27 protein-coding genes are annotated in these 26,797 nt (G+C 60.5%); 12 read left to right on the forward strand and 15 right to left on the reverse strand.

The features are described 5' to 3' along the window. The 3 genes from WCA85_RS07170 to WCA85_RS07180 all read left to right on the forward strand — a co-directional run. The coding region (locus WCA85_RS07170) for an energy transducer TonB (RefSeq protein WP_424062475.1) at positions 1 to 377 on the forward strand (377 nt) is incomplete at its 5' end. A gap of 25 nt (positions 378 to 402) precedes the next feature. Continuing rightward, the gene (locus WCA85_RS07175; protein ID WP_424062476.1) at positions 403 to 1,134 is read left to right on the forward strand and encodes a MotA/TolQ/ExbB proton channel family protein; all 732 of its coding nucleotides are present in this window, start codon (positions 403 to 405) and stop codon (positions 1,132 to 1,134) included. Between the two features lie 16 nt (positions 1,135 to 1,150). After that, the gene (locus WCA85_RS07180) at positions 1,151 to 1,570 is read left to right on the forward strand and encodes an ExbD/TolR family protein (protein WP_424062477.1); all 420 of its coding nucleotides are present in this window, start codon (positions 1,151 to 1,153) and stop codon (positions 1,568 to 1,570) included. Positions 1,571 to 1,983: 413 nt separating this feature from the next. Here the strand turns inward: WCA85_RS07180 and WCA85_RS07185 are convergent, their stop codons facing one another. Further along, positions 1,984 to 2,976, reverse strand: coding sequence for a LysR family transcriptional regulator (locus WCA85_RS07185; protein ID WP_424062478.1), 993 nt, complete (start codon positions 2,974 to 2,976; stop codon positions 1,984 to 1,986). A gap of 123 nt (positions 2,977 to 3,099) precedes the next feature. On the opposite strand from WCA85_RS07185, the gene WCA85_RS07190 reads away from it, so the two are divergent. The 4 genes from WCA85_RS07190 to hemP all read left to right on the forward strand — a co-directional run bounded on the left by WCA85_RS07190 (position 3,100) and on the right by hemP (position 5,490). Further along, the gene (locus WCA85_RS07190) at positions 3,100 to 3,972 is read left to right on the forward strand and encodes a pirin family protein (protein WP_424062479.1); all 873 of its coding nucleotides are present in this window, start codon (positions 3,100 to 3,102) and stop codon (positions 3,970 to 3,972) included. A 181-nt stretch (positions 3,973 to 4,153) separates the two neighbouring features. Further along, positions 4,154 to 4,552 (forward strand): OsmC family protein, encoded by a 399-nt coding sequence (locus WCA85_RS07195; protein WP_424062480.1) that lies wholly within the window; start codon positions 4,154 to 4,156, stop codon positions 4,550 to 4,552. Between the two features lie 76 nt (positions 4,553 to 4,628). Then, positions 4,629 to 5,111, forward strand: coding sequence for an SRPBCC family protein (locus WCA85_RS07200; RefSeq protein WP_424062481.1), 483 nt, complete (start codon positions 4,629 to 4,631; stop codon positions 5,109 to 5,111). A 121-nt stretch (positions 5,112 to 5,232) separates the two neighbouring features. Continuing rightward, positions 5,233 to 5,490 carry a hemin uptake protein HemP gene (hemP, locus tag WCA85_RS07205; RefSeq protein WP_424062501.1) on the forward strand — a complete coding sequence of 86 codons (258 nt, stop codon included), beginning with the start codon at positions 5,233 to 5,235 and terminating at the stop codon, positions 5,488 to 5,490. Positions 5,491 to 5,738: 248 nt separating this feature from the next. On the opposite strand, the gene WCA85_RS07210 is transcribed toward hemP, so the two are convergent. The 6 genes from WCA85_RS07210 to uvrB form a co-directional block, all read right to left on the reverse strand. Continuing rightward, the gene (locus tag WCA85_RS07210) at positions 5,739 to 6,146 is read right to left on the reverse strand and encodes a GlcG/HbpS family heme-binding protein (protein ID WP_424062482.1); all 408 of its coding nucleotides are present in this window, start codon (positions 6,144 to 6,146) and stop codon (positions 5,739 to 5,741) included. Positions 6,147 to 6,181: 35 nt separating this feature from the next. Continuing rightward, entirely contained in the window at positions 6,182 to 7,597 is a 1,416-nt protein-coding gene (locus WCA85_RS07215) for a 4Fe-4S binding protein (protein ID WP_424062483.1), read from the reverse strand. After that, positions 7,594 to 8,439: an FTR1 family iron permease gene (locus tag WCA85_RS07220; RefSeq protein WP_424062484.1), complete on the reverse strand. Its 846-nt coding sequence runs from the start codon at positions 8,437 to 8,439 to the stop codon at positions 7,594 to 7,596. The genes WCA85_RS07215 and WCA85_RS07220 overlap by 4 nt, the downstream gene beginning before the upstream one ends. Before the next feature lie 74 nt (positions 8,440 to 8,513). Next, positions 8,514 to 8,846: a cupredoxin domain-containing protein gene (locus WCA85_RS07225; RefSeq protein ID WP_424062485.1), complete on the reverse strand. Its 333-nt coding sequence runs from the start codon at positions 8,844 to 8,846 to the stop codon at positions 8,514 to 8,516. Between the two features lie 139 nt (positions 8,847 to 8,985). Continuing rightward, on the reverse strand, positions 8,986 to 9,534 hold the full coding sequence (locus WCA85_RS07230) for an iron transporter (RefSeq protein ID WP_424062486.1): 549 nt from the start codon (positions 9,532 to 9,534) through the stop codon (positions 8,986 to 8,988). 396 nt (positions 9,535 to 9,930) lie between these two features. Beyond that, positions 9,931 to 12,024: an excinuclease ABC subunit UvrB gene (gene uvrB / locus WCA85_RS07235; RefSeq protein WP_424062487.1), complete on the reverse strand. Its 2,094-nt coding sequence runs from the start codon at positions 12,022 to 12,024 to the stop codon at positions 9,931 to 9,933. Positions 12,025 to 12,443: 419 nt separating this feature from the next. Between uvrB and WCA85_RS07240 the strand changes: the two genes are divergently transcribed. After that, a complete protein-coding gene (locus WCA85_RS07240) occupies positions 12,444 to 13,643 on the forward strand; it encodes an amino acid aminotransferase (protein ID WP_424062488.1) in 1,200 nt (399 codons plus the stop codon). Positions 13,644 to 13,778: 135 nt separating this feature from the next. Here WCA85_RS07240 and WCA85_RS07245 read toward each other — a convergent pair whose 3' ends face one another. Together WCA85_RS07245 and WCA85_RS07250 are read right to left on the reverse strand one after the other, a co-directional pair. After that, the gene (locus WCA85_RS07245; protein ID WP_424062489.1) at positions 13,779 to 15,017 is read right to left on the reverse strand and encodes a DUF3734 domain-containing protein; all 1,239 of its coding nucleotides are present in this window, start codon (positions 15,015 to 15,017) and stop codon (positions 13,779 to 13,781) included. A gap of 10 nt (positions 15,018 to 15,027) precedes the next feature. Further along, complete coding sequence (locus WCA85_RS07250) at positions 15,028 to 15,825, reverse strand: 3-hydroxybutyrate dehydrogenase (protein ID WP_424062490.1); 798 nt, start codon at positions 15,823 to 15,825, stop codon at positions 15,028 to 15,030. 248 nt (positions 15,826 to 16,073) lie between these two features. Here WCA85_RS07250 and WCA85_RS07255 point away from each other — a divergent pair, with 248 nt between their 5' ends. Together WCA85_RS07255 and WCA85_RS07260 are read left to right on the forward strand one after the other, a co-directional pair. Continuing rightward, entirely contained in the window at positions 16,074 to 17,045 is a 972-nt protein-coding gene (locus tag WCA85_RS07255; RefSeq protein ID WP_424062491.1) for a potassium channel beta subunit family protein, read from the forward strand. A 207-nt stretch (positions 17,046 to 17,252) separates the two neighbouring features. After that, positions 17,253 to 18,098 (forward strand): 23S rRNA (adenine(2030)-N(6))-methyltransferase RlmJ, encoded by an 846-nt coding sequence (locus WCA85_RS07260; RefSeq protein ID WP_424062492.1) that lies wholly within the window; start codon positions 17,253 to 17,255, stop codon positions 18,096 to 18,098. A gap of 63 nt (positions 18,099 to 18,161) precedes the next feature. Here the strand turns inward: WCA85_RS07260 and WCA85_RS07265 are convergent, their stop codons facing one another. The 3 genes from WCA85_RS07265 to cueR form a co-directional block, all read right to left on the reverse strand. Next, a complete protein-coding gene (locus WCA85_RS07265; protein WP_424062493.1) occupies positions 18,162 to 18,521 on the reverse strand; it encodes a hypothetical protein in 360 nt (119 codons plus the stop codon). Positions 18,522 to 18,804: 283 nt separating this feature from the next. After that, complete coding sequence (locus WCA85_RS07270) at positions 18,805 to 18,951, reverse strand: DUF3563 family protein (protein ID WP_424062494.1); 147 nt, start codon at positions 18,949 to 18,951, stop codon at positions 18,805 to 18,807. Positions 18,952 to 19,247: 296 nt separating this feature from the next. Then, entirely contained in the window at positions 19,248 to 19,670 is a 423-nt protein-coding gene (gene cueR, locus WCA85_RS07275) for a Cu(I)-responsive transcriptional regulator (RefSeq protein ID WP_424062495.1), read from the reverse strand. Positions 19,671 to 19,794: 124 nt separating this feature from the next. Here cueR and WCA85_RS07280 point away from each other — a divergent pair, with 124 nt between their 5' ends. Both WCA85_RS07280 and WCA85_RS07285 read left to right on the forward strand, forming a co-directional pair. Continuing rightward, positions 19,795 to 19,998, forward strand: a complete 204-nt coding sequence (locus WCA85_RS07280) for a heavy-metal-associated domain-containing protein (protein WP_424062496.1) — start codon at positions 19,795 to 19,797, stop codon at positions 19,996 to 19,998. Between the two features lie 13 nt (positions 19,999 to 20,011). Further along, positions 20,012 to 20,944, forward strand: a complete 933-nt coding sequence (locus WCA85_RS07285; protein ID WP_424062497.1) for a dTDP-4-dehydrorhamnose reductase family protein — start codon at positions 20,012 to 20,014, stop codon at positions 20,942 to 20,944. 104 nt (positions 20,945 to 21,048) lie between these two features. On the opposite strand, the gene WCA85_RS07290 is transcribed toward WCA85_RS07285, so the two are convergent. From WCA85_RS07290 to imuA, 3 genes are read right to left on the reverse strand one after another with little or no spacing between them, the layout of a single operon-like run. Then, positions 21,049 to 24,198, reverse strand: coding sequence for an error-prone DNA polymerase (locus WCA85_RS07290; RefSeq protein WP_424062498.1), 3,150 nt, complete (start codon positions 24,196 to 24,198; stop codon positions 21,049 to 21,051). Between the two features lie 6 nt (positions 24,199 to 24,204). Beyond that, complete coding sequence (locus WCA85_RS07295; RefSeq protein ID WP_424062499.1) at positions 24,205 to 25,674, reverse strand: Y-family DNA polymerase; 1,470 nt, start codon at positions 25,672 to 25,674, stop codon at positions 24,205 to 24,207. Next, entirely contained in the window at positions 25,604 to 26,311 is a 708-nt protein-coding gene (imuA, locus tag WCA85_RS07300) for a translesion DNA synthesis-associated protein ImuA (RefSeq protein WP_424062500.1), read from the reverse strand. Before imuA ends, WCA85_RS07295 begins: the two co-directional genes overlap by 71 nt. Between the last annotated feature and the right edge of the window lie 486 nt (positions 26,312 to 26,797).

Raw genomic sequence — 26,797 nt, forward strand, 5'->3', positions numbered from 1 at the left:
CCCCTGCCGCAGCCGACCCGACTCCGCCCGCTGCCCCCGCCGCACCGGCCGCTCCAGCGGCGCCCGCCATCGGCCGTCAGACCATGGAAATCGCGGCGCCCAAGAACGTCTCGCATGTTGAATGCAACATGCTGACGCCGGACTACCCGGCCATCTCGCGACGCCGAGGTGAAATCGGCACGGCCTCCGTAAGTTTCGTGGTGGGTCTTACTGGCAAGCTCGAAAACATCGCACTGAAAAAGAGCAGCGGCTATGACCGGCTGGACGAGGCGGCACTTGACGCCGTCCGGGCCAGTACATGCAAGCCCTACATGGAAAACGGCGAACCGGTCCGGGCAGCGTATACGCAACCGTATAACTTCGGCCTGAAAGACTGAAACAGATTTTCAAAAAGGAATAGCAATGCAGAACTACGGATTGGCGCATGTCTGGGCGCAAGGGGATTTCGTGACGCGCGGTATCGCGCTCGCGCTGCTGATCATGTCGGTGTTGTCGTGGAGCGTGATCGTCATCAAGGCCTGGAACGTGATGCGCCTGAAGCGCCTGACGAAGAATGCCGAGCAGGCGTTCTGGCATTCTGACGACCTCAACGACGGCGTGAACAAACTCGGCGCCGGCAGTTCTACCCCGCAGGACAACCCGTTCCTCGCACTCGCGCTGTCGGGCCAGGAAGCCGCGGATCACCATCATCAGACGCAACCGCATCTGCATGACCGTATGGACGTGTCGGACTGGGTGACGCGCTGCCTGAAAGACACCATGGATGACAGCGTGGCGCGGATGCAAAGCGGCCTTGCCATCCTCGCTTCCATCGGCAGCACGGCGCCGTTTGTCGGCCTGTTCGGCACGGTCTGGGGCATCTATCACGCGTTGCTCGCGATTGGCGCCAGCGGTCAGAGCTCGATTGACCAGGTCGCGGGCCCGGTCGGCGAAGCGCTGATCATGACCGCGTTTGGTCTGTTCGTCGCGATCCCCGCCGTGCTCGGCTACAACGCACTGACTCGCGCCAATAAAGCACTCGTCACGAAGTTGAACCGTTTCGCACACGGCTTGCACGCGTTCTTCGTGACCGGCGCACGCCTGTCGTCATCGAAGCGCGGCGATGGCTTGCGCCTCGCCACCCGCGCCCACTGATCAGCGAGGCACTCCGATGGCAATGAGCCCCTTCGCCAGCGACGATGACGACGGCCTGATGAACGAGATCAACATGACGCCGCTCGTCGACGTCATGTTGGTTCTCCTGATCGTCTTCATGGTGACGATACCCGTGATCCGTCACGCGGTGAAAATCGATCTGCCGCACGCCAGCAGTCAGAAAGAAGAAACCAAGCCGGTTCAGGTCAATGTTTCAATCGATGCTGAAGGCAATGTGACGTGGGATGACCAGAAAGTCAGCGATGACGCATTGCGTGCAAAGATTGCGCAGGCCGCGCAAGCTAACCCACAACCGGAATTGCATCTGAATGCTGATCGCAAGGTCGCGTATGAAAAGGTGGCTGATGTGATGTCGGCGGCGCAGGCCGGCGGCCTCACCAAGATTGGCTTCGTGACTCGGCCCACCGGTCACTAGCGCGATCCGAAAGACACAGAAAACCCCTTGTTTCAGGGGCTAAAAGTAAAAGGCCTTCATCGTCGGATGAAGGCCTTTTTTTGTGCGCACTCGGCGCCTTCGGGCGGCGAGATCGCTTGCCATCGGATGAGTAGCGAGCGACTCCACATGCGACAGCCGTGGTCGACACGGACAGCGCGATCAGCCCTGACAGGCCCGCTATGATAGCGGCCATGTGTTTCCGCATAAGAGACTCCTTAGCGGAGGGATTTCACTATAAGCCCAGCAGCGCGCGCATTCAAGCAAACGCCGATTGAAAGTACTCATCGCAGGCCGCGCTTAAATGCCAAAACGATATGACGTACCCGGGTTTACGTGTGAGTCGATCGCTGCCTGGACCCTTCCCACGAACATTCAGACAATACGCCTGGAGCTTAAACGGTCGCGTGCGCGGGAATGCTCTGTTCGGTCTTACGTTTTTCTTCAGCCGTCGGGCATTCACCGATGATGTGCTTGCCCGTATCGGGGTCCAGCATTTCCACCAGATAGTCGACGAACGTGCGCACCGCAGGCACCATGCCCTGCCGCGAAACGAACACTGCGTAGAGTTGCGGCGAAGGCAAGGTCCAGCCCGGCATCACCGGCGAAAGCTGTCCGGCACGCAACGCCGCGCCGTACATCATCTCCGGCAGCGCCGCGATGCCTACACCCGCCAGCACCGCTTCGCGAATCGTCATCAGATCGGCGCTCACCAGGCGCGGCTCATGTTCCAGCGAATGACGCATGCCATCAGGTGAAATCAACTGGAACACGTGACGGCCATCGCTGGTGGGGGTATCGAGCGTCTCGAAGCGGTCCAGGTCGGTAGGCAAGAGCGGCGGCGCGTTCTGCTGTAACAGGCTCGGCGCACCGACCAGCATCTGCTGCGTGCGCCACAACGGCCGCACGACGATATTGGCGTTTTCCGGCGGCTCCGAGCGGATTCGCAACGCCACATCAATTGAATCTTCGAACAGATCCACAACGCGGTTCGTCACGCGCATCACGACGCGCACTTCCGGGTAGCGATGCATGAATTCCGGCAGAATCTGCGACATCAGCGTCTGCGAGATGGTGACCGGCACACTCACCCGCACCGTACCGCGCGGCGACGAGCGCAATTGTTGAACAACGTTCACAGCCGCCTGCGCTTCAGTCAACATGGCCTGACAGTGCTGGTAAAACAGCTGGCCCGCTTCGGTCAGCGCAAGCTTGCGGGTGGAGCGCTGCAGCAGGCGCACTCCGAGCGACGCCTCCAGTTCAGTCAAACGCCGCGACAGACGGGACTTCGAGATGCCGAGCACCCGCTCCGCCGCGGAAAAGCCGCCGTGCTCGACGACCTGAGAAAAGTACATCAGGTCGTTCAGATTATGCGAATCGATCTTCATCTCATCGTTCCATGAATAGAACAATCCATTGCGTGACGGTGGCTGGCACCTCTAAAAACGGTCCCTATAATAGCCCTATGTTTCAGAAATAACGCTATTCCCCATTTTTCAAGGTGACTTTTGATGAGCACGACACGCACGATCGAACGCACGTATCCCGCGATTCGAACGACCGAAGGTGGCGGCTTTATCGTCCACCGCCCGTTTCCGACCCGCTTGCTGATGGACTTCGACCCGTTTCTGCTGCTCGACGAAATGGGCCCGGTCGACTACGCGCCCGGTGAAGCCAAGGGCGCGCCCGATCATCCGCACCGGGGCTTCGAGACGGTCACCTATGCGCTGGAAGGACAATTCGGCCACAAAGATTCAGCGGGTCATTCGGGCACGCTGAACGCCGGTGACGTGCAGTGGATGACAGCAGGCGCGGGTGTGGTCCACAGTGAAATGCCTGATCCGGAATTCGTCCGTACGGGTGGCCGCGTGCACGGCTTGCAACTATGGGTGAACCTGCCGCGCAGCGACAAAATGATCGCGCCGCGCTACCAGGACATGCGGTCCGCGCAGATTCCGGTCGCCACGTCCGAAGACGGCAACGTCCGCGTGAAGGTAATTGCAGGCGAAGCACTGGGCGTGAAGGCAGCCATTGAAACGCGCACGCCAATCCTGTTTCAGCATTTCACTTTGCAGCCGGGTGCAACGATCGTTCATCCAGTGCCGCCCAATTACCGTGTGTTTGCTTACGGACTATCGGGCAAAGGCCTGTACGGCGAGGCGCGTCGTGAAGTTAGTGCGCAGCAGATGGTGGTGTTCAACAACGACGGCGATACGATCACGCTCGCGGCCGGCGACGAACCGCTCGACCTGCTGTTGCTGGGCGGCGTGCCGTTGAAGGAACCCGTAGTGCGCTACGGCCCGTTCGTGATGAACACAGAGGACGAAATCCGCCAGGCCGTAACCGACTACCAGGCGGGGCGGATGGGGCAAATCACGCATTGAGGTCGCCGCATTGAAGTATTGAGGTAGCGTGCAACGTATGACGTGCAGCGTGCAATGCGCTGCACCAGGCGAAACCATGCGGCGCGAAGCGGGACGAATTCGTTCACAATAGCGGCTCAGGCCGCGTGCGCCGCAACGAATGCTACGCACGCGGCGAAACCGTCCCTGTTCAGGAGCGCGCATGGCAGAGTCCACCACCACCGCCCACATCGGTTCGACGAATTTTCAGGTTCTTCTCGACGACGGCAAACACACATGGATTGCCGATGAACCGGAATCGCTCGGTGGTGGCGATCGCGGTCCCGACCCGGTGACACTGCTGATGTCGAGCCTCGGCGCCTGCACATCGATCACGTTGAAAATGTATGCGCAGCGCAAGGGCTGGGCTCTGGCGGATGTGCGCGTCGCAATGTCCATCGAAACCCGTGACGAAGGGTCGACCATCGACCGTCACATCGTCCTCGAGGGCGATCTGAGCGATGAACAGCGGGAACGACTTTTGCAAATTGCCAACGCGTGCCCCGTCCACAAGATCCTGACGAATTCGATCTCGATCCGGACGGGGCTTACAGTCGCCTGATTGCCGCTTCGCGCCACCCTCCACGAAAGCAGGAATCCTGGCGGCCTGGCGTTCTCTTTGAAAGGAAGCTGTCGTTTTGAATTTCGAACACCTTATCCAGATCAACGATCCGTTGAATCCCTTTGTCGACACCATGACCCGCGCGGAGTTGTGGGAGGGACTGGTGCTGCGCGCCGAACAGCCGCAACTGTTCGTGCTGGGACTCGACTCGTGCACGATTCTCTCGCGCACGGAGAGCACGCTCGAGCGTGAACTGCACTACGGGCAAGTCTCTGTGCGCGACCGCGTCACGCTGACGCCGGATCAAAGCGTGCGCTACGACATCCTTGCCACTGAAACGTATGTGGGCGGATCGCTGACCATGTCGATCGAACAACCCGATGAACTGCAGTTGTTCCTGCGCTTTGAGTACAGCACCACCCTGCCCGTCTCAGACGACAAGGATGCGCGCCAGACCCAGGAAATCGTCAAATCGGCCTACCGCGAGTCCGATATCGACACGGTTCGGTTGATTCGCCAGTTCGTGCACGCTGGCAAAGAGCCCGGCGCGTTGCACTGAGCCGAGACGCCCCACCCTACAAACAGCTATCAGAACGGCAAACCGATGAATATTTAAGCTTGTAAATGGGAACGATTATCATTTAGAATCACTCCATCGAATCGAACAACCGATGGAACGAATGACCGACCTCACGCGCTCTTCCACGCTTAGCCTGCGCCGCTCTGCTGCCGCGCTGACCAGCCGTCCGAAAGCCAGCACGACGGCAACCGCAGTCAGGCCGGTGGCGGAACGCAGCCGCACGGCGGAGACGAGTTCCGCGCCGACCGTGCGCAGCGATTCGTTGCTGCAAGGGCGCAGCCATGTGAGCATCGAGCATAACGGCGAGACGTACCAGTTGCGCGCCACACGGCTGGGCAAACTGATTCTGACGAAGTAACGACAGACGTACCGGGTATTGTGGGGACCACCTCCCAGAGAGGTGTTGGGCATTAGCCAGCCACGACGGCTTGCACGCGAGATCTAGACCCCTTCGTGCAGACACCAAGCCAGCCGTCGCAGCAAGCCAGGCCGCTTTTTTTGGTTCTCACCCAATGCGGACATGCGCGATACCGCGTGTCGCAAGCAGCTTAATGCGAAGTTAGACGAAGCCGTGTGGATGGTGACATCCCACGGCTTTTATGTCTTTTAGGCGATCCCTAGCGCGGCGATGCCCGCCCGTGCAACGGCAGCATCCTGCTCCGATTTCACACCGGACACGCCGATAGAGCCGATCACTTCGCCTTCATATACGATCGGCACCCCACCCTCCACCATTGCCACCAGCGGGGCGCTCAGGAACGCCGTGCGGCCATTCTTGACGATGTCTTCGTAGACCTTGGTTTCGCGTCGTCCGAGCACGGCCGTGCGGCCCTTGCCCATTGCCATCTCGACGGTGCTTGGGGCGGTTCCGTCCATGCGGTGCAGATGCAGCAGATGACCGCCGTCGTCGAAGATCGCGACAGTCACATGCCACTGGTTGGCTGCCGCGTGCGCTTCGGCAGCGGCGGCCATTTTCTTGACGTCTTCGTCGGTCAGTGCAGGTTTGTTTCTCACAGGCAGCCTCGTTGTTTCTTGAACTCAACACGCCTCTAACGCGTCCAGCCCCAGAACATGAGCCACCACGCACTATCGACGACCGCAAGGGCGGTGACAAACCATACCATCGCAAGGCCGCGCTGGAAAAGCCGCGCGCTGTAACGCCGCGTGACGAGCCACGCAAGCCAGGCGCTCCACAAGTTAGCGACGCACAGAATCGCAATGCGCAAATCCGACGCCCACCACAACGGCACATGTTCCGCGCGCAGCAGAGACAGCGTCGTAGCCGACAGCCCGAGAAACACGCCCGCGCCCGCAAGCGGAATCAGCCCCTGTGTCAGATGATGCAGCCGCACCGTGTTAAACCGGCCTAGCGTGCGCGTGGCGCCAATCAGCAGCACCAGCAGCGCCGTACCGTAGACGAGTCCCGTGGCGAGGATATAGCCGATCACCATCGAGCCGTCGAGCCACGAAAAAACATCGTTCTGCTCAGGGTAATGCGTGAAGAGAAACCACGGTGCGTTGGTGGCGAGCGGCCACGTGATGTCGCGATCGACCAGCCATGTCGCGAGGAACATCTTCAGATCGATAAACCATGGCGAGGCGCTCCAGTGAAATGCGCCGATTGCGATACCAAGCAGGCCGTACAGAATCAGCGCCGTGTCCCAGGCGCTCGCCTGTCGATCACCGAGTTCGACCACCTCTCTCGACGGCGCGCGCCAGGTCAACGCGATCGCATCACGGTGACCGCTACAACGCCCGCACATATGACAGGACGAGGCGCCCTTCATGTTGCGCAGTGGCACGAGTGGCGCGCAGTTGATTGGAACCACGCGATGACCATGCTCGCCTTCTTTGTATGAGCGGCGCCACGCGTCTTCGTCGACCTTGTAGTGAAACGGCGCAAGCCGCGCCAGAAGCGAAAAAACCCCGTTCACGGGACACAGGTATTTGCACCAGACGCGCTTCTCGCGTCCGTAGAGCAAACCGATGATCATCGCGGCGAAGGTCGACCCGCCCAGCACCAGCAGCACGGCCTTCGGATACTGGTAGACGCTCACCATCTGGCCGTAAATGGTGGTTAGGCCGAAGGCGACGAATGGCCAACCTCCCCAGCGCATCCAGCGTGGAATTGCCCATCCGCGGCCGTACTTGCTGGCAAACTCGGCGAGCGCGCCCTCCGGACACAGCACGCCGCACCACACACGGCCAAGCATCACCATCGACAGCAGCACAAACGGCCACCAGATGCCCCAGAACACGAACTGCGCGGCGAGTGTCAGGTTGTTCCACAGGTGCGCCGTGTCATCAGGTAGCGGCGTGAACGCCGGCACCAGGATCAGCAACGCGTACACGGCCACCACCACCCACTGGATGCCGCGAATCGCCGCGCCGTGACGCTGCATCCACTGGCCCGCTACCGCAAGCCGGCCAGGGCGACGGGCGGAGCGGTTCAGCACTTCGTTCATGCCGCGCGCCCTGCGGCCTGCTGCGCGGGCTTGCGGTTGGCGCGCCGCACCAGCAGATAGACGACGGCCCAATACACCGCGTAAGCGATCAGATTCATCAGCGCCGGATGCGCGCGATAGCCGGTCAGCGTGGCGACGAGCGAACCGAAAGTGCTCGAGTCGTCGAGTAGCGCTGAGGTGTTCCAGAGTTGATCGACGAGCGTGGGCAGGATTTCCTTGTCGATCAGCTTGTCGACGCCAGTCTGGAACAGACCCGCGCCGAGGAACAGCAGCATGATTTCGGTGACGCGGAAGAAGAGCCGCCACGAGAAGAACTTGCCGCCGAGTTGCAGCACGTAAAACGTCAAGAACGCGAGGCCGAGGCCAATCACTACGGCCAGCATCTGGCTCGGGTCCACGTGGCCCGACTGGCCGAAGCCGAGGCCGTACAGGAAGATCACCGTCTCGCTGCCCTCACGCGCAATGGCCAGCGCGACCAGTAACGCAATGCCCCACCAGTTCGAATCACGGGTGCTCTTTTGCAGCGACTGTTCCATGTCGCGCTTGAGGGTGCGGCCATGCTGCTTCATCCACAGCACCATCTGCACGATCAGGACGCAGGCTACCAACACCATCGCGGTCTGGAAATAGTCCTGGGCGTCGCCGGACAACACCTCGGTAAAGCCGACCAGCGCCGCACCGAGCGCGATCGCAGCAAGGATTCCCACCGCGACGCCCGCCCACAGATACGGCAAACCGCGCTGTGCATCCTCGTCACCGTTCTTTAACCACGCATACAGGATGCCGACGACCAGCAGCGCCTCGACGCTCTCCCGCCATACGACGAACAACACCTGACCCATCGAACTTCTCCTACAGCTTGGGCGGAGCGCGTGTGCCTGCGCCCCGCCCAGTTCTGCGTTGATGACTGCCTTGACTACTTCGCGACGATCACACCCTGCGCCTGCTGGTGAAAGTCGTCGAAAAACTTGTACTCGCCCGGCGACAGCGGCGCGATCACCACAAACGAGTCCGCACCCGGCGCCAGCACTTTCTCTTTGCGCAACTGCACGCTTTCGAACTCGGCCGCGCCCTTGCCCGTGTTGCGCACTTCGATCTTGATGCGCTGCCCAGCAGGCACTTCAAGGCGTGCCGGATTGAGCTTGCCATCCGTCATTTCGAGCTTGAAGGTCGGCAGGTCGGCCGCATGCGCGACGCCGACGAGCGAAGTCGTCATGGCGAGGATTGCGATCTTTCGGTTGATTCTCATTGGGCACTCCAGAAAACACGGCGAGTGTTGTTGCGCCTTCTTGCGTCGTCGGCTTGCGGCAGGCGGGAGGGGTTCGCACGCGCTCCGCGCCCGAATGTGAGGCGGGAATCACGCGGCACCCCGTCGTTGACTGCCGCGATCAATACCCGCCCTTCTTGCCGATGCCGGCGTACGTGAAGTCGTACTCGAGCGTGAACGGCTTGAACCAGGGGCCTACGCCCGTTTCCTTGTCGACGTGACGGCCGAATGCCATGTGGCCGGTTTGCATCGGCGGTGCAATGAAGAGCTTCAGGTGATATTTCCCCGGGCCTTGCAGCTTGACGTTATCGCCGTAGTGCGGGCCGTCGTCGGCGACCATGGCCATCATGTCGCCCTTTTGCGTCTGGGTTGAACCGGCCTTCGTCAGTTCATACCCGACTTGCAGGTACGGCATCCAGTCGCCTTCGGCAAAACCGGTCGGGTTGTTTTTGACGGCGTGAATGTCGGCTTCGAGGTGGACGTCCGAATCCGATGCCTTGCGCATCATGCCTTCCGGCTGCATCGAGATTGGCTGCAGATAAACCGCGCCGATTTCCATGCCGCCTTGAATCTGTTGCTTGCCGATTGGATATTCAGCGGCCATTGCCGAAACCGCCGCAGCCGCAGCGATGGCGACCACGCCACCGCGCAGAAATGAAGAGATGCGCATTGAAACTCCTTGTTTTTTGGAAGACTGAGACGACGACAAGCCGATGGAAATGGCCACTTCATTCCCTTCAATACGATTTCAATTAATTACTAACGCTAATGCGAACTATTCTCAATATTGGGACGAGTTTATCATTCTTCGAAGCCAAGGACAAATGGACCCGCGGCAAAACCCTTGCAGGACAGGGCGTTTTTCGAGATCAAGCGTTGGAGGATCATTCCGACGAGAACGTCGGATATAGATTACAGAATGGTGTGCGTGGGGGTCAGATTGAAAGCTGGGGCTGGGGCTTGAGTTCGGTCTGGAGGTGGGGCTCGGCCGGCCCTTGGACCCGTATTGACGCTTCTGCTGGACGCCGGGCTGAAGAGAGGCCCCTTCAGCCCCCTCAGCCCAGTCTCAGTTCGTGCCGGTCAGGTGATCGCCGACGTTCGCACCGAACACGCGCTCGCGTAGCAGCGCGAGCTGGTCGCGCGTCTGGGCCGCCTTCTCGAATTCGAGGTTCTTGGCGTGCTCCATCATCTGCTTCTCAAGGCGCTTGAGTTCCTTGGACAACTGCTTCTCGGACATATCCTCGAACTTGGCGCGCTGTTGCTGCTCCTTAAGTTCGGCACGAGCCTCGTCGACGTTGTAGACGCCGTCGATGATGTCCTTGATGCGCTTGACCACGCCGCGCGGCGTGATCCCCATTTCCAGGTTGAAGGCGATCTGTTTCGCGCGGCGCCGCTCGGTTTCGTCGATCGCGCGGCGCATCGAATCCGTGATGCGGTCCGCGTACAGAATGGCCCGGCCGTTTACGTTACGGGCAGCGCGGCCGATTGTCTGGATCAGCGAGCGCTCAGCACGCAGGAAACCTTCCTTGTCCGAGTCGAGAATCGCCACGAGCGACACTTCAGGAATATCCAGCCCCTCACGCAGCAGGTTGATCCCCACCAGCACGTCGAAGGTTCCAAGGCGCAAATCACGGATGATCTCGACCCGCTCGACCGTGTCGATATCGCTGTGCAGGTAACGCACCTTGACGCCGTGATCGGCGAGAAACTCGGTCAACTGCTCGGCCATGCGCTTGGTGAGCACCGTGACCAGCACGCGGTCGCCCGCCTTCACGCGCTCGTTGATCTCGGAGAGCACATCGTCGACCTGGGTGCGCGCCGGACGCACCTCGATCTCCGGGTCGACGAGGCCAGTAGGACGAACCAGTTGCTCGGCCACCTGCGCTGCCGTTTTCTTCTCGTAGTCAGCGGGGGTCGCCGACACGAACACCACCTGGCGCATCTTGCGCTCGAACTCATTGAACTTGAGCGGCCGGTTATCCAGCGCCGACGGCAGCCGGAAACCGTAATCGACGAGATTCTCCTTACGCGCGCGGTCGCCGTTGTACATGCCGTTCAACTGGCCGATCAGCACGTGCGATTCGTCGAGCAGCATCAATGCGTCGCTCGGCAGATAGTCGACGAGCGTCGGCGGCGGCTCACCGGGCGCCGCGCCCGAAAAGTGCCGCGAGTAGTTCTCGATGCCCTTGCAGAACCCGAGTTCCTGCAACATTTCCAGATCAAAACGGGTGCGCTGCTCGAGGCGTTGCGCCTCCACCAGCTTGCCGCCCTGATAGAAAAACTCGAGCCGGTCGCGCAGCTCGGCCTTGATCGTTTCGACTGCACGCATCACGGTATCGCGCGGCGTCACATAGTGCGACGACGGATACACGGTAAAGCGTGGAATCTTCTGACGCACACGTCCGGTGAGCGGATCGAACAACTGCAGCGTCTCCACTTCGTCGTCGAACAATTCGAGTCGCACCGCCATTTCCGCATGTTCCGCCGGGAAAATGTCGATCGTGTCGCCGCGCACACGAAAGGTGCCACGCTGGAACTCGGTCTCGTTGCGGCTGTACTGCATGGCAATCAGGCGCGCAATGATGTCGCGCTGGCCAAGCTTGTCGCCCGTGCGCAGCGTCAGAATCATCTTATGATATTCAGACGGATTGCCGATACCGTAAATCGCCGACACCGTCGCAACGATCACCACATCGCGCCGCTCCATCAGACTCTTGGTCGCGGACAGGCGCATCTGCTCGATGTGCTCGTTGATCGATGAGTCCTTCTCGATGAACAGGTCGCGCTGCGGCACGTAGGCCTCAGGCTGGTAGTAGTCGTAGTACGAGACAAAGTACTCAACCGCGTTGCGCGGAAAGAACTCGCGGAATTCCGAGTAAAGCTGCGCCGCGAGCGTCTTGTTCGGCGCAAACACGATGGCCGGACGGCCGAGCCGGGCGATGGTATTGGCCATCGTAAAGGTCTTGCCGGAGCCGGTTACGCCGAGCAGCGTCTGGAACATCAGACCGTCTTCGACACCTTCGACGAGCGTTTCAATGGCCGTGGGTTGATCGCCGGCGGGCAGATAGGGCTGGTAAAGCTGGAACGGCGAGCCTTCGAACGTCACGAATTTCGACTCGTCGAGAGCGTCGTTGACTTCAGTCAGATGATGTTCGGACATGTGTGCGGCACCAGGGCCTCGGGCAAAGAACTATTCTAGCGGTTTGCGGAAACGCGGGCTGCGGGCGGGCCGCGCGCGGGGATATCTGCAGTTGAAGCGAAACGAAAGCAGACCGCGGAGGCCTTGAAAAACCAGCGCCAGCCTGCCGCGCCGACTTTTGAACCGGGCCGCCGCATGGGACAAGTCAGTTCCGTGCGTACATTGAAACTGGTGCCAAAGCGCTGTTTTTCAAGCAAATAATCCCATTCCGTAGACATGGCGCGCCGAAAAACGCGCCAGGATTCGCTACAATGGCAAGCTGCGCTCGCCGCTGCCGTCCGGGATCCGGCCCACCCGATCATGGACGCCCGTGCAGGCCACACTGCCGGGCCGCAGCCCTGTCTGAAGCCGTCCCTCTTTTCACTACTGCCGAACCCATCATGTCTCTGTTCTCTGCCGTCGAACTTGCTCCCCGCGACCCGATTCTGGGCCTGAACGAAGCTTTCAATGCAGATGCACGCACCACCAAGGTTAACCTTGGCGTGGGCGTGTACTTCAATGAAGAAGGCAAGATTCCGCTGCTGCGCGCCGTGCGCGAAGCGGAAAAGGCTCGTGTTGAAGCGGCGCTGCCGCGCGGCTATCTGCCCATCGAAGGCATTGCCGCCTACGACGCGGCCGTGCAGAAACTGCTGCTCGGCAACGACTCGCCGCTGATCGCAGCGGGCCGCGTGGTGACGGCGCAGGCCTTGGGCGGCACGGGCGCACTGAAGATCGGCGCTGACTTCCTGAAGCGCGTCAACCCGGGTTCCAAGGTCGCCATCAGCGATCCGAGCTGGGAAAACCACCGTGCGCTGTTCGAAAGCGCCGGCTTTGAAGTCGTGTCGTACCCGTACTACGAAGCGCAGACCCATGGCGTGAACTTTGAAGGCATGCTGGCAGCGCTCAACGGCTATGCGGCTGGCACGGTGGTGGTATTGCACGCCTGCTGTCACAACCCGACCGGCGTCGATCTGACGGCTGCCCAGTGGCAGCAGATCGTCGAAGTCGTGAAGGCCCGCCAGCTGGTGCCGTTCCTCGACATCGCCTATCAGGGCTTTGGCGACAACATCGAAGCGGACGCCGCGGCTGTGCGTCTGTTCGCGCTGGCCGAACTGAACGTGTTCGTCTCGTCGTCGTTCTCGAAGTCGTTCTCGCTGTACGGCGAACGCATCGGCGCGCTGTCCATCATCACCGGCAGCAAGGAAGAAGCTGGGCGCGTGCTGTCGCAACTCAAGCGCGTGATCCGCACGAACTATTCGAACCCGCCGACGCATGGTGGCTCGGTGGTCGCAGCAGTCCTCGGCTCGCCTGAACTGCGCGCAACGTGGGAATCGGAACTCGGCGAAATGCGCGACCGTATCCGCGCCATGCGCAACGGCCTCGTGGAACGTCTGAAGGCAAGCGGCGTGGACCGCGACTTCAGCTTCGTCAACGCACAGCGCGGCATGTTCTCGTACTCGGGCCTGACGGCGCCGCAAGTTGACCGGCTGCGCGAGGAATTCGGCATCTACGCCGTAAGCACGGGCCGCATCTGCGTGGCTGCGCTGAACACGCGCAACCTCGATGTTGTGGCCAGCGCGATTGCTCATGTTCTGAAGTAAGGCTGCGCGGTAGGCGGTGCGGCCTTAGCGCCACTGGTTTGCTGCCTTGGCTTTGCAGTCAAAAAAAACGGCACCCTTTGTTCGAAGGGTGCCGTTTTTGTTTATTGCCGCGGTGAATTCGCCGAAGCCGCCCGGTCAACGCGTATCGCGATGGATATCGTGCGTGACGAAGCCCGAATCGTTATCCGGCATAGCCAACCAGTCAGGTTGCGCGAGCGATGCCTGGATATCGGTCAGGCCGCTTTCCCAGTGTTCGCGCATGGTGGACAAGCCGAACTGGAAGTCCTTGAAATGCCCTTCGTACTCCTTCTGCCGGTAGATCAGATGGATCACGTTATAGCGCTTCGAACAGGACAGATCGTCGGCGAGCTTGCACCAGGGATCATCGCGGTGCTCGGGTGCCACCCGCTCCAGCACCTCGCGCAACACATGCCTGAAGCGCTGCGAACGTTGCAGCATGTCGGTTACGAGACGTGTGCGGCTCGAGTACTGAATGTCCTTCATGCGCCCCTGGACGTCGGTGATATTGTCCGGCACGGGTCCGATCGCACTCCACAGGTCCACCTGGAACGCGAGCGTGTCGCGACGGGGCGTGGTTTGCACGACCTCGTAGAGCGGCGTGTTCGACATCAATCCGCCATCCCAGTAGTACTGACCGTCGATTTCCATCGCACCGAACCCCGGCGGCAACGCGCCGGATGCAATGAAATGCTCCGGCCGAAGTTTCATGCGCGTGTTGTCGAAGTACGCGAAGTTGCCAGTACCGATGTTCACTGCACCGACCGAGACGCGCGTTTCACCCGAATTGATACGATCGAAATCGCACAGCTTTTCGAGCGTCGCCTTCATGGGCGATGTGTCGTAGTAACTGGCGTTTTGCGGCGGCCCGGAGACCGTGGGCAACGGCGGCGGAAAGCGTGGGACAAAGAAGCCCTTCTGCCCTTGAACAATCGCACCGGCGGCCTGCATCGCGGTAAAGGCCTTACGTACGGCGTCGGAAGAATCGAACAGCGCATGTTCGAGAAACGGCGGCAACGGCGGCGCGAAGGCCGGTTGACAGATCGTCTCCCAGAATTCGAGAAGCCGTTCGACACGATGCTCCGGCGCATTGCCGGCAATGATCGCCGTATTGAGCGCGCCGATCGAAATGCCGGCGACCCAGTTTGGCTGGATACCAACCTCAACGAGCCCCTGGTACACGCCGGCCTGGTAGGCACCTAGCGCACCGCCGCCCTGCAGCATCAGCGCGATGGTTTCGTACTGCGGCAACTGGATAGTGTGGCTGGCGCGAACGCCAGCCGCTGCACCCGCGTGCTCGCCATCCCCGAGATCGGAGGTGCCGGCACGCGCCTGCTTGACATTGCGTTGCGCCATGGCTGCCTCCTTATTGCATGAACCAGCCGTGACTCACAATGAAGGACTGACCCGTCAATGCCGCGCTCGGGAACGTGGAGAGGAACAACACGGTCTGCGCGACGTCTTCAACCGTGGTGAAAATGCCATCCACAGTACCGCCGAGCATGACGTTGCGAATCACATCTTCCTCGCTGATGCCGAGTTCTTTGGCCTGCTCAGGAATCTGTTTGTCGACCAGCGGTGTGCGCACAAAGCCGGGGCAAACGACGTGCGAGCGGACGTTGTGCTTTGCGCCTTCCTTCGCCAGCACGCGCGCAAGACCCAGCAACGCGTGCTTGGCCGCGACGTAAGCCGACTTGAGCGGCGACGCTTCGTGCGAGTGCACGGAACCCATATAGATCACGATGCCACCGCGATCGTCCTTGTACATGTGCTTCAGCGCCGCCTTGGTGGTGAGGAACGCACCGTCGACGTGAATGGCCTGCATCTTCTTCCAGTCGGAAAACGAGTAGTTCTCGATCGGATTGACAATCTGGATGCCGGCGTTTGAAATGAGAATGTCGACCGAGCCCAATTCCGCGGCGACCTTGTCGATACCTTGATTGACGGCGTCTTCATTGGTGACGTCCATCGCCACCCCGATTGCCTTGCCGCCAGCCTTTTTGATCTCTTCAGCGACGGCATTCGCGCCGTCCTGATTCAGGTCGGCGATCGCAACGGCTGCGCCCGCTGCCGACAACGTCAGCGCGATCTGCTTGCCGATTCCGCTTGCCGCGCCGGTAACCACCGCGACCTTGCCATTCAGATTCGTGTTCTGTGACGACATCCAGAGCCTCCATACAGTTGATGAGCAATGAGACCACGACGCGCAGGCGGCGTGAAGCTGACCAAACGGCATAGGCCGTCCAGACGAATGCTGCACTGCGGCCAACCCTGCTATTGTGCATGAACCCCGTGACATGTAGCGGTAAATCGCGCATCTGCCTATATCTCTTTAAACTGTCTGTTTTCCAGCCTGATAGTGCCGACAGGAATGGATGCCCGCTGCATCAATCATCTTGCAAGGAGAAATGAATGAACTATCGTCGTCTCGGCCGTTCTGGCCTCCAGGTCAGTGAATTATCCATTGGTTCCTGGGTAACCTACGGCACCCAGGTCGATCGCCGCGCGGCGCGCGAGTCGCTGGCGGCCGCACGGGACGCCGGGGTCAACTTCTTCGACAATGCCGAGGTCTATGCTGGCGGCCAGTCGGAGGAGATCATGGGTCAGGCGCTGAAAGAACTGGCCTGGCCGCGCATCAGCTATGTGGTGTCTACCAAATTCTTCTGGGGACTGCAGGAAGCGCCAAACCAGTATCACACGCTCAACCGCAAGTATTTGCTCAACGCCATTGACGCGTCGCTGCAGCGTCTGCAACTCGACTATGTGGACCTGGTGTTCTGCCATCGCCCCGATCCGAATACGCCGGTCGAGGAAACCGTCTGGGCGATGAGCGACATGATCGCGCGGGGCAAGGCGCTCTATTGGGGCACCTCGGAATGGAGCGCCGACGAGATCCGCGCGGCCTACGATATCGCGGAACGGCATCACCTTCATAAGCCCGTCATGGAGCAGCCGCAGTACAACCTGTTCCATCGCAAGCGCGTCGAGCAGGAATACAAGCGGCTGTACGAGGATATCGGTCTTGGGCTGACTACGTGGAGCCCGCTGGCGTCGGGCCTGCTGACGGGCAAGTACCGCGACGGCGTGCCGGCAGATAGCCGCGCTCAACTGCAAGGCTACGACTGGCTGCGCAAGCAGGTCACCGATGCGGGAAAGAATGGTGTGGTCGGCAAGCTCGGTGGTCTGGCAGACGAACTGGGTTGCACGGTCGGCCAACTGGCGATTGCGTGGATCCTGAAGAATCCGCACGTCAGCACGGTTATCACCGGCGCGTCGCGGGTTGAACAGATTGCGGAAAACATGAAAGCGCAGGAAGTGGCCGCGAAGATCACGCCGGAGATCAAGCTGAAGATCGAAGAGATCGTTGGCGACGCATACCAGTAAGCCTTGATAGCCCGCGCGTTGCTGGTCGCGTGTGCTTGAGTGTGAGCGGGCTTGAGTTGGCCAGGTAGGCGACTCAGGCTCGCGTACAATACGCGACCACCTTGCATCTGCACACCGGTCGCGCAGCGCGGCACATCTGCACACGGGACGCCCCCGGCTGCGGGGAACACATCGACCGGCACGCCCTCTTTCGAGTCTCACCTGATCATGCTCAGTTACCGCCACGCCTTTCACGCAGGCAATCACGCCGACGTCCTGAAGCACGCCGTCGTTGTGCAACTCTTGCGCTACCTCGCCCAGAAAGATAAGGGGTACTGGTACATCGACACGCACGCGGGCGCGGGCGTTTATTCACTCAAAGAAGGTTACGCGACCAAAACCGGCGAATTTGAGACTGGCATTGGCAAGCTGTGGGGTCGTACCGACCTGCCGCCCATGCTGGCGGACTACGTCGACGAAGTCGCCGCCCTCAACGCGGACGGCAACCTGCGGTTCTATCCCGGCTCGCCGTATCTCGCCTGGCGGCTGATGCGCGAGCAGGATCGTATGCGACTGTTCGAACTGCACAGCACCGAAATCGACGTTTTGCAGCACAATTTCCGCGATGCCGGCCGTCGCGCCATGCTTTATGCAGGTGACGGGTTCGAAGGCGTGAACGCATTGCTGCCGCCGCCGCCGCGGCGCGCGTTGATGCTGGTCGATCCGTCATTCGAGGACAAGCGCGATTACTCACGCACGCTGAGGTGCGTCGAAGAAAGCCTGAAGCGCTTCGCGACCGGCACCTATGCGATCTGGTATCCGCAGGTGACGCGTCCTGAGTCGCAGCGCTTCCCTGATCAGTTGAAGAAGCTCCAGGAGCGTAACTGGGTGCATGTGACGCTGACCGTGAGCAATCCGCCATCGGATGGTTTTGGGCTGTTCGGCAGCGGCATGTTCATTCTGAACCCGCCTTACACGCTGGCTAAAACACTCAAAGAAACGATGCCCTGGCTGGTTCAGGCACTCGGACAGGACAAGGCCGCGCAGTTCAAGGTCGAGCATCGCGGGGATTAAGCACCACTCGGCTCAACGCCGATGGACGATCTTGCCGCGAAGATCGTTGACTCAGCCGCGCCACTACTGCGACGGCGACACTGGACGCGGTTGCGGCTTTGGGTGCGGTGCAGGCGTGCCACCGCCAGCGGGCAACTGGATGTAGGGGGCGACGATAAGCGGCGTCGAGGAATTCGGCGTCAGCTCAGTAGGACTGGCTATCGGCTGCGCTTCTACGATGCGCTGGTGTGACAGCGGCGCGGTCTGCAGGACGGTACCGCTATGGCCGTCGCTGATGCCGTGCTGCGTATCAAGGATCAACGGCTGTCCCGCGCCGGAAGAATCGGCAAACGCCGTTGGCGCTGCTACCGTCATCGAGACGGTGGCAAACAGCGCGGGCACGAAAGCACTCTTCAATGAGCGAATCAGACGGACTGGAAGCATGAGCGGACCGGGTTGGTTATGAGAATGCCGGGTTGCGCAAAAAACGCTTTACCTTACCGCGGTGGCAACGTTCAAGCTAGTCCCTATTGAGCGGTTCGTGAAAGCAAGCGATTGCTTTTGCGTACGACAATTGCCCGGCAGCAGACAAAGCGCAGGCGCCAGATGTGACAAAGCCCCGTCAATACGGGGCCTTACGCTCTTCTACTACTGCGACCACGCGCCTTTAAACGAAGTCCCTTGGGACAGGCTGCGCCGCCGCTAATCAGACGTCCTTCTGGGACGCTTACAGCGTGTAGCCGTTCGTTTCGAGCGAGCGAATACGCTGTTCGAGCTGGACGATGTCCGACGAAGAAGCCAGATAGGCCTCGCGGCGGCTACGTTCGGCGGTTTCAAACCAAATGCTCAGTTTTTCAAGAAGCAATGCAAACATGATGTTCTCCAAGGATCAAAAATGAATCCCCGGTGAGGTAGACATCAGGGATTTCCCTTATGAAGGGTTAACCCGCATTATAGGCCGATGGTGCAACCTTGCTAGTGAAATGCTCGAATAGCGTGCATTCCGTTTTGGAATGGTGCATTCGAAACAGCTAAATAAACCGCTGATTTTTATAAAATTAGTAGCCGATTCACCTGATTCGCGCAAATGCCGACGATTCTTATGCACCATGTTGGTGCAGTTGCCTGCCCAAGGCGTTACCCTCAAAGGACGGGTTGCACCCTCCGTCTTCAGTGGGTAGGACAATGCTCGGTAGTCGAAGCATCGGTGTCAGCGAGACTTTCGATAATCGGGCAATCTGGTCGCGCATCGCCGTGGCAGTGATCAGCAAGGTGCGACAGCGTGTCGCGCATCTCCGTCAATTCAGCAATCCGGCGGTCAAGGTCCGCGACGTGCTCGAGGGCAATCGCTTTCACCTCGGCGCTGGCACGGGAACGGTCCTGCCACAACGCCAGCAGGCGGCGAATGTCTTCGACCAGGAATCCCAGCCGGCGCGCCTGACGGATGAAGCGCAGCGAGTGCACTTCCTGCGGTCCGTAAACCCGGTATCCGGCTGTCGTGCGGGCTTTCGCGCTCAGCAAGCCGACACTTTCGTAGTAGCGAATCATCTTCGCTGTGACACCCGATGCCCGGGCCGCTTCACCGATGTTCATAGCCATTTCCTCAGTCAGTCGGTCGATCGTACACCTTCCCACCGTGGGAAGGTCAGCACTCAGGTGCGTGCCGGCCGGCATAATTCAACTTAGGTAACATTCACTTTTTCTTGAGGCAAATTCAATGACGATCGAACTCCAGGTAGAAGGCATGAGCTGCCAGCATTGCGTCGCAGCCGTGACCAACGCGATTCGCGAACATGACGCTGCGGCGCAGGTCAAGATCGATCTCGCAACCGGCCGCGTCGCGGTTGACTCGACGCAATCGGAGCAAGCACTGAAGGCTGCCATCGATGAGGCCGGTTACACGGTCGTGGCCGGTCACTGACGCCGGTTCGCGCATGTTCAAGGTTGCCATCATCGGCGCGTCCGGATTGCTTGGACGCGCCCTCGTTGAAGAATTGGAAGAGTTGGCGCAGCGCGCGGACTGGCAGGTGGTCTCGACGGCGTTCCGGCGCAGCGGGCCGCGCCTGAGAGCACTGGATATCCGCGATGCGCAGGCGGTCGAGCGGTTTATCGAACGCGAGGCGCCGGACGCTGTGATCATCGCAGCCGCCGAGCGTCGTCCGGATGTTTGCGAGCATGATCCGGCGCTTGCCCGCGCGTTGAACGTCGATGCGGTACGCACGGTGGCCGAGGCGGCCAAACGGCGCGGTGCGTGGGTGTTGTCTATTTCCACGGACTATGTGTTCGACGGCACGCGCCCGCCTTATCGCCATGATGCACAGCCGTCGCCGCTTAACGCGTATGGCCGCAGCAAGCTTGAGGGCGAGCGTGCGCTCACTGAGACAACTGAACGCGGCTGCGTGCTGCGCTTGCCGCTGCTGTATGGGCCGATCGTGGATTGGACAGAATCCGCCGTGACCAGCCTCGTACCGGCTATTGCCGCATCGGCGAGCACTGCATCTGACGCAAAAGCCGCTGTCATGGACGCGTGGGCGATCCGCTATCCAACGTTTACGCCCGATGTCGCCTGCGTCATTCGTCAATTGCTCGAACACATTGCTCGCGGTGAAGCGATCAATGGCATCGTGCAATGGTCAGGCGATCAGCCAATGACGAAGTATGAGATTGCGTTGCGTCTTGCCAAGGCACTGCAATTCAACGCGCAACTCGTGCCGCAGCACACGCCGACTGATGCGACGCCGCGGCCCCACAACTGCCATCTGGATTCGAGCCGCCTCGAGGCGCTCGGGATTGGCCGGCGCACACCGTTTGACACCGCCATCCCCCAGGTGCTGGCGAGATTTCCATGGCGAGGCGTTAGTGGGTGACTAACAAGGCATTAGGCCGAACGGCCGCCCTACTCGTTGTGCCGGAGAGCCATGAACCGCTCCGCCAATCTGAATTCAAGCGGCCGCTGAGTGCAAAAACCCACTCAGCAAAAATCCCTGCTGGTGGACTGCAATCCCTCCAGCAGATGCGACAGATCAACCAGTCGCTGTGCAACGAGGTGTCGCACCTCGCCTTCACACTGCCAGACGCCATATACCGCAAGCAGCGACGCGCCTAATACCTCCTTGCGCTGTCTTTCAAGCAGGCTCGGCCACACGATCACATTGACGTTACCCGTCTCGTCTTCGAGTGTCACGAAGATCACCCCTTTCGCCGTACCTGGCCGCTGTCGGACCGTGACGATTCCGCACCCTCGCGCCAGGCGTCCATCAGGATAGCTGCGCAGCGTCGAAGCCGGCATTAGCCGGTTGGCCAGCAGTTGGGGCCGCAGTAGTTCAAGCGGATGACGGCCAAGCGTCAGCCCCACCGAACGGTAGTCCGCGACGATATCATTGGCCTCCGACGGCGCGCCCAACTCCGGCGTCTCGTCCTGCACGGCGGCAATGGCCAGCATGTCCTTGTCAGGCACAGCAGCAACCGAATGCCACAACGCCTCCCGGCGATTGCCCGCGAGCGCTGCCAGCGCATTCGCATCGGCCAGCACGTGCAGATCGTGCCTATCGAGTTGTGCGCGGCGCGCCAGGTCATGCACGCTGGTGAACGGCCGCACCGCGCGCGAATTCTCGATGCGCTCCGCAGCACCATCCTTCATACCGCGCAATAGCGACAGCCCAAGACGAACCGCCGGCCGCGCGGCCCCTTCGATCGGTTCAAGCGCCGAGTCCCATCCGCTGATGGTCACATTGACCGGCAACACCTTGACGTCATGCCGCTGCGCGTCCTGCACGAGTTGCGACGGCGAGTAAAAACCCATGGGCTGGCTGTTGAGCATGGCCGCGAGAAACGCCTCGGGTTCGTGGCACTTCAACCAGCTGCTTGCGTAGACGAGCAGCGCGAAACTCGCCGCGTGGCTCTCCGGAAAACCGTATTCGCCGAAGCCCTTGATCTGTTCGAAGATCGCTTCCGCGAAGCTGCGTTCGTAGCCACGCTCCTGCATTCCATTGACGATGCGGTCGTAGTACTTCTCCAGACCGCCCTTGCGCTTCCATGCAGCCATCGCCCGGCGTAGCTGGTCTGCTTCGCCGGGTGTGAAGCCGGCCGCGAGAATCGCCACCTGCATCACCTGTTCCTGGAAGATCGGCACGCCGAGCGTGCGTTCAAGCGCAATCTTCAACTTGTCGCTCGGATAGTTGACGGGTTCAAGCTTCTGACGCCGGCGCAGATAAGGATGCACCGCACCGCCCTGAATCGGACCTGGACGCACGATCGCCACTTCAATGACGAGATCGTAGAACTCACGCGGCAGCAAACGCGGCAGCATGCTCATCTGCGCGCGTGATTCAATCTGGAAAACGCCGATGGTGTCAGCGCGGCAGATCATGTCGTAGGTCTTTTCGTCTTCCGCTGGAATGTCCTGCATATCAAAGCGCTCGCCGCGCCGCTCGTAAACGAGATCGAGCGTGCGCCGGATCGCCGACAGCATGCCGAGCGCGAGCACATCGATCTTTAGCAGTCCAAGCGATTCGAGATCGTCCTTATCCCATTCGATCACCGAGCGATCCGCCATTGCCGCGTTCTCCACCGGCACAAGACGCGTGAGCTTGCCGCGGCTGATCACGAAGCCGCCGGAGTGCTGCGACAGATGCCGCGGAAAGTTGAGCAATTGCGAAGCCAGTTTCGCCCAGGCCTGAATCAACGGTTTTTCCGGATCGAGGCCGGACTCCTGGAAACGCTGCAGCAGATCCTGACTGTTGTCGAACCAATGATGCGACTTCGCGACCGCATCCACAATCTGCGCATCGATCCCCAACGCCTTACCCGTCTCACGCAGCGCGCCACGAGGACGGTAGGTGGACACGGCTGCCGCAATTGCTGCGCGGTCCCGGCCGTATTTCCGGTAGATGTACTGGATCACTTCTTCGCGTCGCTGATGCTCGAAATCAACGTCGATATCCGGTGGTTCGCCACGCTCTTTGGAAATGAAACGCTCGAATAGCATGTTGCCGCGCGCAGGGTCTACCTCCGTGACGCCGAGGCAATAACACACGGCCGAGTTAGCGGCCGAGCCGCGTCCCTGACACAGGATGTTCCGGCTACGCGCGTAGCGAACGATGTCGTAGACCGTTAAAAAGTACGGTTCATACTCCAGATCTGCGATGAGCGCGAGTTCATGTTCGATCTGTTGCTGGACGTTATACGGAATGCCGGAAGGAAAGCGTCGCTGCGCCCCGATATACGTCTCATGACGAAGATACGCGGTGGGTGTGAAACCTTCGGGCACGAGTTCATCGGGGTATTCGTAGCGCAACTCTTCAAGCGAAAAGGTGCAGCGGCCGAGCACGCTGATCGTCTCGCGTACGGTTGGCTCGGGGTAAAGATTGGCAATACGCAGCCGCGAGCGCAGATGCTGTTCGGCATTCGGTGCGAGATCGTAACCGCACTCATGAACCGGCCTGCCCACACGAATTGCTGTCATTGTGTCCTGCAACGGCTTGCGCGAACGGACATGCATCACCACATTGCCGAGTGCGACGACCGGCACATTCTGACGATTCGCGACATACTCGAGCGCGCCGCGATGAATATCGTCCATTGCCCGCTGATGCAGCACGAGCCCGACCCACGCGCGCCCGGGGAAAGTTTCGTCGAGCCATTCGATTTGCGCTTCCAGCAACTCCTCTTTGGCGGGAAAGGCCGGCACCAGAATCGCGAGGCAATCGGGCATGCCGCGTAGATGTGTGTTGTCGCGATCGGGTCGCGACAGATCGTGCGGCGTCAGCCGGTATTCGCCCTTCGGCGCACGGGTTCGCGCAAGCGTGATCAGCTCCGACAGATTGCCGTATCCCTCGCGGTTCTGCGCGAGCAGAATCAGCCCGAACGCGGGCGAGCCATCGGCATTGCGCAACTGAAAGTACGAGCCAATGACAAGCGGCAAACCCACTTCTTTCGCGGCGACGTGCGCCCGCACGACCCCGGCGAGCGAGCATTCGTCCGTGACGGCGAGGCCCGCATAACCCAGTTGCGCTGCGCGCTCGGCGAGTTCCTCCGCATGCGACGCACCGTGCAGGAACGTGAAGTTGGAAAAACAGAACAGCTCGGCGTACGCCGGCAGCGCGGTCAGGGTCGTGTCCATCGCGCGTTATCCAAACAGGCCGTGAAGAAACCAGCGCGGTTCTTCTTCGGCGTCGCGACTGCTGACGCGCTCGCGGTAAATCCAGTAACAACTACGATCTTCCGCCTGTGCGACAAAATAATCACGCGTGACGAGTTCGCCGTCGAACCAGCCGGCTTCGATACGCTCACCTGGCGACATCATCCGCAACGATGAGCCATAGAAAGGCCGATGCTGCCGCATCAACAGACGCACAGGCGTGGCCAGCATCCATGTCGGGCGCGGCAGACTCTCGGGCAATACGATCTTCTGCGTTGCCTGCCTGACCGGTACCCAGCGGTTCGCGACTTCCGGCCTGTAATCCGCGGTCGGCGCTGGACGCAATACGTTTTCATCACCAACACGCGCGATTAGTAATTCAATCAGACGCGCATGGTCTTCGGGCGAACCGCCGGGCTCGGGAAACAGGCTGCCTGTATCCGGTACGGCCGATTCGACCTTCGATGCGTCAAGCTGCAAGACAATGGCCGGCGCCACTAGTTCTACGCGATGCAAGCGTTCCTTCACAAGACGCAACAGATGCTCTTCGCGCCATGTCGGCTCACCCAGCGCGATCTCGATCAACGTCGGCGCAAGCGCTTGCCTGCCCCGTTCATGTTCGATAGACAGGGTGATCGCCGCTACCGCCAGTTGCTTCGCGCACAACCATCCGCACAGTTGCACGATCAGGCGATGCGCGGCAAACACCGCACCGTCCGCGTTCTCCAGACGGTCGGGCAATTCGATACGCGCGGAAAATGTGGGCGGCAATTCGAGCCAGTCGAACAGTTCCGGGGCGGTACCGAAGGCGCGATCCAGCGAATCCAGCAGATGCTCACCGCAACGGCGTTGCAAACCGGCGCGCGGCAGACGGCGTGCATCAGCGATCGTCTCGCAGCCAAGACCGGTGAACCAGTCGGCAAAAGGACGGATTTCTGGCACTGCGAACATTGGCAACGGTGACAGCACGCGTTCAAGCGAGACGAGTTGCAAGACGCGCTGATTGCCATGTTTAGCCAGCAGCCATGCCCCCTGCCCGGTCGGCGCTGCACTGATGCGCGCTGTCAGACCGAGCGTGGCGAGTACCGCCTTCGCCTGTCTGCAGAGCGACAGCAGACCGCCGAAAAGCCGTAGACTCGCGCCGACTTCGACGATCACCGTTGCCTCATCGAGTAGCGCGACATCAGGCGAGAACTTCATCAACGACATGCCGACTTCTCGTTGCGCAGCGGCTTCGCGCGCGACGTCACGTTCGTACATGGCTGTTTCCGGTGACAGCGTGATTACGCCACCGCGCTTCATGCCAAGCCGCACTCCGGCTTCACGCGCTACGCTGTCCGCGATGATCACCTTGTCTTTCTCAAGCACTGCACTGCCGTGTGCCGGCTCAGGCAACCACCTCGGCCGGAAGACTTCCAGGGACAACTTCGGCAAGTGGACGGCGAGAAAGACGCGCATGGCGGGAAAGCAAGACAGGTGTGGGTTGTAGGGAAATCGACAAAGGCTCCGCGCGTGTTGGACCTCGTCGTTTCACGATATCGACCATCAGCCCCTCTGCAGATGGGCGTAATGCCAGCCTTAGTGAAGCCGGCGATGAGTCCGGGGCCGCAGTGAGTGGGCGGACCATGATGAACAGCGTCTCGGATGACTGAGCGGCCAGGTGCAGACGCCGTAGCGATGACGACTGCGCGTGTTGCGTCCATAGAAGCAGCGCGCCGCAACTGCCGGCACGCAGGATCTGCTCTGCAGACCAGAGCGCATCGGAGGTATTTGGAGTTTTGATTTGCAGCAATCGATCAAGCGACAGGCCGATATATCCCAGCCCCAAGGTATCCGGGGTGTGTGGCGGCTTGACTAGCGCGATGGGTTGATTGCCTAGCGAGCTGAGCGCTGGCTGCAAGAGTCGCATTTCACCGACGCCCGCCTGCTGAACCAGCAAATCGATCAATACACCGATTGGCCAACCGCCCCCCGGCAACTCTGTGGATAGCGCCGGATAGCCTGTATCGACCGTACGCCCACGCCCGCGCGCGAGTTGCGAGGCTCGCCAGAGCGACGGATGAATCTCTTCGGCAGGGATAGTAGGGACTGACATTGAGCGCAAGAAAAACCTGTATATTTATACAGTATCCTACACGCAAATTATTGCCCGTGAACTACACTTTTAAGTGCCGGATGGGGAACTGCTATGGATTGATTTCGCTGAAACCGTCTGTCTCTGCGAGCTTCGCTGGACGAGCTTTGCTGGACGAGCTTTGCTGGACGAGCTTCGCTGGACGAGCTTTGCTGGACGAGCTTTGCTGGAGGGTTTGGGATATGTCAGACGATCGATGGTTGAGCTTCGATCTATTGCGGAGCGGCCTGCGGGCGATGCGTGGGGTGATGCAACTGGCGCTGTAAGGCGCTTAACGGAGGCGCGAGCGCATGAAGGGCTGAAGTGTGGATTTTTGCCGCTACGCGATTGCCCTTCGCGGCCGAGGCTGGTTAAAGAACTAACGCTGCCTGGGGCACTGTTCTGCCGGCGAAACCCTCCTGGTAAGGCGCATCAGGTTGCTCGGCGCGTGCGCGTTTTCGGGGGTGC

Source organism: Paraburkholderia sp., assembly GCF_049581445.1.
Lineage (GTDB): Bacteria > Pseudomonadota > Gammaproteobacteria > Burkholderiales > Burkholderiaceae > Paraburkholderia.